The sequence below is a fragment of the Streptomyces sp. NPDC002573 genome, assembly GCF_042889625.1.
Lineage (GTDB): Bacteria > Actinomycetota > Actinomycetes > Streptomycetales > Streptomycetaceae > Streptomyces > Streptomyces gibsoniae.
This window is the reverse complement of sequence record NZ_JBIARC010000162.1, coordinates 1-7067: the sequence shown is the minus strand read 5'-3', so window position 1 is coordinate 7067 and position 7067 is coordinate 1. Positions and strand designations below refer to the sequence as shown.

The 7067-nt window shown below is 63.6% G+C and carries 7 protein-coding genes; 1 reads left to right on the top strand and 6 read right to left on the bottom strand.

Translation table 11 applies throughout. The features are described 5' to 3' along the window. Positions 1 to 132 precede the first annotated feature (132 nt). On the bottom strand, positions 133 to 462 hold the full coding sequence (locus ACFYX0_RS46095) for a hypothetical protein (protein ID WP_388981384.1): 330 nt from the start codon (positions 460 to 462) through the stop codon (positions 133 to 135). A 40-nt stretch (positions 463 to 502) separates the two neighbouring features. Then, on the bottom strand, positions 503 to 1825 hold the full coding sequence (locus ACFYX0_RS46090) for a polymorphic toxin-type HINT domain-containing protein (RefSeq protein WP_388981381.1): 1323 nt from the start codon (positions 1823 to 1825) through the stop codon (positions 503 to 505). Positions 1826 to 1997: 172 nt separating this feature from the next. On the opposite strand from ACFYX0_RS46090, the gene ACFYX0_RS46085 reads away from it, so the two are divergent. After that, a complete protein-coding gene (locus ACFYX0_RS46085) occupies positions 1998 to 2636 on the top strand; it encodes a hypothetical protein (protein ID WP_388981378.1) in 639 nt (212 codons plus the stop codon). A 29-nt stretch (positions 2637 to 2665) separates the two neighbouring features. On the opposite strand, the gene ACFYX0_RS46080 is transcribed toward ACFYX0_RS46085, so the two are convergent. The 4 genes from ACFYX0_RS46080 to ACFYX0_RS46065 all read right to left on the bottom strand — a co-directional run. After that, the gene (locus ACFYX0_RS46080; protein WP_388981376.1) at positions 2666 to 3787 is read right to left on the bottom strand and encodes an IS630 family transposase; all 1122 of its coding nucleotides are present in this window, start codon (positions 3785 to 3787) and stop codon (positions 2666 to 2668) included. Positions 3788 to 4066: 279 nt separating this feature from the next. Further along, positions 4067 to 4585, bottom strand: coding sequence for an RHS repeat-associated core domain-containing protein (locus tag ACFYX0_RS46075; RefSeq protein ID WP_388981387.1), 519 nt, complete (start codon positions 4583 to 4585; stop codon positions 4067 to 4069). A 665-nt stretch (positions 4586 to 5250) separates the two neighbouring features. Then, positions 5251 to 5523 (bottom strand): hypothetical protein, encoded by a 273-nt coding sequence (locus ACFYX0_RS46070; protein ID WP_388981373.1) that lies wholly within the window; start codon positions 5521 to 5523, stop codon positions 5251 to 5253. 623 nt (positions 5524 to 6146) lie between these two features. Next, on the bottom strand, positions 6147 to 7067 hold a 921-nt coding region (locus ACFYX0_RS46065; RefSeq protein ID WP_388981370.1), incomplete at its 5' end, for a hypothetical protein.

Sequence of the window (7067 nt, the reverse complement as noted above, 5' to 3'; positions counted from 1 at the left end):
GCGACACGCGAAGGCCCCGCCCGCGATCACGCGGGACAAACAGGGCGAACCATCAACCTCATCAGGCAATCGCGACCGCTGACGAATCGAGGTTAATCTCGCGTTCGTCGACAACAGGTTCCGTATGAGATTTCAATCTCCATCAAGACGCAGCTGCATTGCCTCTTCTTCCTGACATTCACGAGCCAGCCTGAGCGCGCTTTTCAGGAACTCCTTCACTGCAGGATCTTCGACCTTCGGAAATTCCATCTCGATTTCCGAGATAAACTGATCCATCTCGTTCGAACTCAAGATCAGAGTCCCGTAGGGATCCACTCGACTCAGCATGGGGAGCACACTTGATTCGCAAAGGCGAGCGAATTTGTCGTGAAGATCGAGAACAGCGTCCACCTGACTCGCACGCCGCCGCCTCGGACTGCTCCCTCGTTGCTCCACGCGCACGAGGGCCACATCTACGCCCACGACACCTCCTTGAGTGAAAGTTCGATGTCACGACCGCGCATCACTCGGGCCCCTCAGATGGGAAGGCTGTGATTAGTTTTCGATCACGAACCACAACCCGAATGTAGTATTGATCATCCCCAGCCCCGTTCCGGCCGATCGGATTCGGGAACTTGTAGTAGTACGCCCCGTCGCCCGTCTGGCCATCGAGTGCGCGATTGATCATCTTCTGGATCTTCGCTTTGCTCGTCGTCAAGAACTTGCTCTTGTTAGGGAATTCGCCGACACGAACAACATGCCGATCCCATATATGATCCCAGCGCCCCTTCGAAATCGGCACAGGGCAGCTGGAATTGTGAACGAGGACCGGCGTCTCGCCCGCCAACGCATAGTACGTGTGAAGTTCGTTGACCGTAAGGTTGTACGTCGGAAGGTGAGTGACGTAGTTGCGGACCCTGGCGACCGTCACGGCGCCGCCGTTCACGTCACGTAGGTGCTCACCGATGTGGAGGTCACCGGCGTTGACCCAGCGGTGGCGTGTGATGTCCCAGTACGGGTGGTGCTGAGTCGAGGTGATCGTGCTGTCGCCGTGGGCCGTGTGGACCGTCAGGTTGGTGAAGTCGGTATCGCCCTTGGTGATGATGGTGGCGGTGACTTTTTCCGGCTTGGTCTTCCCGGTGAGCGGGTCGGTGGCGAGAACGGTCTGACCAGTGGTGACGGCGCTGATCGCCTTCTTGGTGCCGTTCGCCATCTCAACGACGGTCGTGGCTGTAAAGGAATTGCACCCGGGGGAACCGCTCAACACCTTGCCGAGGGAGTTGGCCAGGGTTCCCTCGTCGAAGCGGTCGGCCAGGAATTGCCCGGCCCCCTCGGCAAGTCCGCCGGTAGCGCCGCCGACGACACCGCCGCTGACAATAGCGCTGGCGGTTCCGGCTGCCGAGTGGTCGCCGTGTGGGTTCACCGCGTTTTCGGTGTAGCTGCCGACGGCTCCCGCGAAGGCCCCGCATTGGGTGGCGAGGGCTATGCCGACGCCTTCTTCTGCAGTGGCGCCGGAGGCCGCATAGCACAGTCCGCCTGCAACGCCTCCTGCGACGGCGCCGGCGATCTGCGCCTTGTGGGCCCACAGGTAGCCGCCGGCCTCCTTCCCATAGCACAACGGGTTCCAGCCGCAGTCCTGGTGCCCGCCGCCGCTGCCGCCAGCACTGTAGCCGCCACCGTCTCCGCCGGGCTCGCTGCCATCGCTGCCGCGGTTGGTGCCGGATGTGTTGTTGGGTGTGCTACCCGAGCCTGGGTAGTCATGCAATGCCGGGGAGTTGCCTTGTCTGTAGGTGTGCGGTTGATGCAATACGTGCAGTTGCGCGTCGGGCAGTCGACGTCGGCGCACAAGCCCGAAGGGTCACTCTGGGTGACCGGATTATCGCCGGCGTAGGCGTAGCCGCCGATTTGGTCGGGGTCGTCGGCTTCTAGTGCTCTGACCGCATACGTTCACCGGGTTGGGTGGCCGTGAGGTGGTGGGGGCCAGACTCGTGGCTGGGGCGTCCGCCTATGCTCAGTTCGTGCAGCCGCCCGATAGAAGCGATCCGTTGACCATGGCGTTCCCGGCCGAGCTTGCAGGCGATGCCGAGGCAGTAGTGTCGGTCATGCCTGTTTCTCGCCTCCTGCCGGCAGCGCCGTTTTCGGTGGTTGTAGAGGGCCAGCAGGTTTTGCTCCCCGGGCGCCTCTACAACGACGAGCCGCCACCTGACGCGGTGGCGTCGCTTTCGTCGCGCCAACGGCAGCTTCTGCACTGCCTGTACTCAAGGCACTGCGACGGGGTGGTCAGGCAGCGCCACCTGGAGAAGGTCGTTGGCTCCACGGATCCATGGGTCGTCCCCTTCGTCGTGCAGCTGGTCGGCGAGTACGTCTTGGAGATCCTAATCGTCATCTGCGATGAGCTGCGTGATCTCGCCGCGCCCGGCACCTGCGGCCACCTCGCTTACGGGCAGTTCATCGTGGACAACCCGGCCTACTTCGCACGCACTCAACGGCGGGTCGTGAGCTACTGGAGCTGCTACTACCGCGGCACCTACGCGAGTTTTCGGGGCTACCCGGGGCGCACTCTTCTCGACCTCCTGCGGTCCGCTGCCTCCGACAGAGCCGGGCATCCCTGGCCCAACCTCGCTCCGGCCGCCACCAGGGTGGACGGCTACTGCTAGGCCCCGGCCGGGCAAGGTCGCCGGGCCTGTCAAGCCGCATCGGCGAGGGGCCGCCCGCCCCAGCGGATGCCTTTCTCTCTACGGATGCGGGCGCGCTCGCGGCGTTGGGCGGCCAGCACGTCGGGGTGTCGGGCGTTCTTGTTGCGCCAGCGGAGGTAGGAGTGCAGGGCCCGCGTCTGGACGGTGTGGTTTCGGTGGTTGGAGTTGGCGATCGTGAACTGCCGCAGCGGCCCGAAGTGGGCCTCGATCGGGTTGGCCCAGGACGCGTAGGTCGGGGTGGAGCACAGCTCGACGCGGTTCTTCTTCGCCCAGCGGCGGATCATCTCGCCCTTGTGGGCGGACAGGTTGTCCAGGATCACGTAGATGGGTGCGCCGTCGGGACGGGCCGCCCGGATCGACTTCAGCGCGGTCAGGGTGTTCGCGGCGCCCTTCTTGCGGCGGTTGATGCCCCAGAGAGTGTCGTCGCCGACCGAGTAGCAGCCGTGGAAGTACCTGACGCCGTGGGTGCGGTGGTACGTGGCCGGGTGCCGCTCTGGATGACCGACGGCGGCCCAGCCCGAGCCCATCGTGGGGCGGATACCGAGGGGGCCGAACTCGTCGAAGGCGAAGACCCGGTCCGGGAAGCGGTCCAGGACCTCCTCGATCCGGTCCAGCTTGGCGTCGCGGTCGGGGTCCGGGGACTCCTTCCATGTCTTGGTGCGCTGGAAGGTGACGCCGCGGCGGGCGAGCAGGCGGCGTAATGCCTCGCGGCCGATGCGGATGACGCGGCCGTGGACTTTCCGCAGGTAGGCGGCGAGTTTGCGGATGGACCAGCGGGTGAACGGCTGGCCGAGCTTGGTCGGTCGTGTGGTGGCCGTCACGATGACGAAGTCCTCGTCGTCAGGACTGAGCAGGCGGGGACGGCCTCCCGCCCACCTAGGGTCCAGGCAGGCCAGGCCGATCTCGTTGAACCGGTGGATCACGTCGCGGACAGTGTCCTCGTCGGCCTGCACAAGCTGGGCGATCACCGGGACGCGGTTCCCGCCAGCAGAGGCAAGTAGCATCATCGCGCGGCGGTAGCGCACTGAGCTGGTGCTACCCCGGCGCACGATCTGCTGCAGCTTCTGGCCTTCCTGGTCGGTCAGTCTGCGCACACGGACAGGCTCGGCCACCGCGCCTCCAGCGGTGATAGTGTCCCTGCTCGTGGTGTAGGCGATCAAGGCGCCGGAATCCCCAGGTCAGGGGCAGTGACTCCTCCGGGCCCGGGTTTCAACTCGCCTCAGCAGGGCTCCTCTTGGGCTACCGCCTCCGCGGAGATCGTCCAGGGCCTCGTACCGGAACGCGTGACGCTTGATCCCCTACACCACGACGCGGGACACGACCCCAGCGGTCGGATCGGACGTCACCGCACATCCAATCGCTCCGACCACCCTCCCGGCGAACCAATGCGGTCAGAGCACTAGGTAGGGGTCGGCGCTGATGAAGCGTCCGATGGTGGGGTCGTATTCTCGGGCGCCGAGGTTGGTGAGGTTGGTGGTGGCGTCTTGGGTGCCTCCGACGAATCCCTTGTTCCCGTACCAGGTGGTTGGCTGGGTGCCACGCGGGTTCCCATAGGCGTCGAAGGACCGGAACGTGGGAGTTTGGGCCGTCTGGTCCAGGGCGAGGGAGCTGGTGCCCTGGTAGTTGCTGGTCTGGAAGCTGTAGCTGGTGCCGGAGCCATAGCGGACACAGGTGGCTTCGCCGGGGAGGGAGATGTAACGGGTCCCGCTGACGCTGCTGGTGCTGGGGTCGTAGGTGACGTCCTGGTGCGGCAGGTAGAGGGTCTTCTTGCCAGCGGGGTCGGTCTGGATGAGCAGATTGCCGTCAGGGTCGTACTGGTACAGGCTCGGGTTGGTTTGCCCGGTGGACTCGAGAGACGCGAGATTGCCGTTATTGTCCCAGGTGAGGCTGTCGGTGCCGGTTGTGGTGATGGTGCGGGTGTGGGTGTTGCCGTCCGCGTCGTAGCTGTAGGTGGCGCCGGTCTGGGTACCGTCGGGCAGGGTGGTGGTGGTGCTGGTCAGAGTGTCGGGCTGCTTGGTGGAGTCCGCGGGCTGCCCGTAGTGGTAGCTGGTGGTCGTGTCGCCGGCTGCGCCGCCGACGGCGTGCTGTCTGTTGGTTCAGATCCGGCTGACCGTGGACGCAGAATTGGCCTTGACCGCAGCGCGCTGCGGTCAAGGCCAATCTGCACCCAAGCCTTCTTCTGGAGCAGGCCTTCCCAGCACGATGCCCCCACGGGAGCCGGGGGGTATCCGCCACTACCTATGACCTGCATGTCCGCCAGGTCAGCAAGGTGATGCCACGTCACCCACCGCACGTTGAAGCGGAACATCGACGCCTCGGCTATTACCTACGCAGATCAATCGATTTAGGGCGTGATCCAGCGTCGATCCAGCAGCCACACCGACCGCATGCCGACGGTACTGACACCGCACGTGGACCGCATGGACGTGGATCGCCGATCACCGCAGCACCGTCCCGACTCGTTGGGTGGACTCCGGTAGACCTGCACCGCAACATTAAATTCCGGCGGAGTCGCATTCAACTCGAGGAAGCGAAATGCATCATGGCCGGAATCTCAGGAGTTCACACCTTCCAGTCATTTATTGTCATCAACTCGTTCGATCATGTCCCACTGAGACCCGGTGGGGGGGTCCCCAAGAAATTCACTGAGATAGTCGTCGGTATCTTGCGTCAAATCTTGCCCCGGGAGCCACACGGACTCACATTCGGCACAGAGAAGGAAAGTATTACCCTTCCCCTTGACGCGATACGAACGCAGCCAGTCTTGACCGCAGTGCAGGCAGGCAATCCCCTTAATCACGGCCAACTCCTCGGGAAGGCGGTAATTAATAATCACCGTCTCGTTCACGATTATGACCTCGATTGATTGTTCGCTCGCCTCAGGGAAGCGGACCACGTTTCAGCGCCGTCCGCTTCCCTGAGCCCAGCAGCCTCCCCATCACCAAGCCCTCCCCACGGCCTCAGCTGCCGTGAGTGGATCCCGATCGTGCAGCAAAGCGTCAACCACGCACCGGAGCAGGCCACTGACAAGCTTAAATGCTATCTCGGAAGACCCCAGCTCATCGAAACCCGCCCGATCAACCCGTAGCAACCCGGCTGGCAAAGCCCAGACCGTCGGGTCCCCGGCGAGCCCGTCGAGCGCGGCGTCGGCGAAGTCACGCGGCATTCCGGCTACCAGCGGAGGGCCGACCTCGCTAGCGCAGGTGGCGACTGCGCCAGTATGCATTTCCTCACCGAACGGGATTTCGAATACGGTGAACGTTCCCTGCGGATCCGGGGAGAACGTGGCTCCGAGCAACGCCCGCATAGTCATCCCGCCGAAGGCACGGCTCAGTTCCACAACAGCCCGCACCTCACGCCCTGCGCCGGGCAAGGCGGGACGTTTGCAACGTGCGACACGCACCCCAACGTACGCAGCAGACACCTCGTCCATCCGAACCGCCACACGACGGCCTCCTTCTGCAATGACGATCACCGCGGCTCCATTCCCCATGCCCGACGCCAGTTGTTGTTGAACAGGTCAGGGAACTTGTCTATCACTTCGGGCGTGTAGTTCTTCATCAGGGTGTGCGTCTGCAGCGCCAACTCGTGGGCTTCCTCAGGGGACATCCCGCCATCCATCAGTGCGGCTTCGGTGAGCTCGTGTCGCATGAAGTTCCGCTCTCCCTCCGAGAGCGGGCGCCCATCCGTCATTGCCCGGCGAATCCCATCGATCATGGCATCGTTAATTGGAGAATGATCGAGCTCGGGACGTCCCAGATGGTTCGCGACCCGCGTCAGGTCTTCTGATGAATAGCTGCCATGCCCAGGTCCCTCACCGCCTCCTCCTGTGACTGCGGCTAGTGCCGCTGCGGCCGTACCGATGGATGTGGCCTTGCCCATGCCCAGACAGCCGCTTTTATGGCCGAGCACCATGCAGGTGAGAAATTTCAGGTGCGCAATGATGTGCTGGTCGAACGCGTCTTCCGGCGTGCCCGACGGGTCAATTAGACATGAACTCCCCTCCTCCTGACACCAGTTGTCGACCTCCTGATTGAAAACATCGGCGAACTGGTTGGCGTACTTCCAGTTGCGCTTAATGAAGACCCCTGGGTAGATCTCCATGAATTTCTTGTGGAAGGCAGCGCTGACAGCACGACGTCTGCTTGCGTCCACCTCTCCCTGGTTGTTCGGGTCACTGTTGGAGCTGTTGACAACGTCACAGCCGTTGCAGCCCCAGGAAGCGTCGTTGAGCGCCTTGCCGCCACTGTGTAGAGTCGGCCAGTTGTTGCCAAGCTGGGCTCCACCGCCGCATTCATCAGGGCTTTCGCAGCCCATCAAGCCGGTGGGGTCACTGCCGGTGATGGGGTTGTCGGCGGCGTAGGTGTAGCCGCCGAGTTGCTGGGGGCTGGT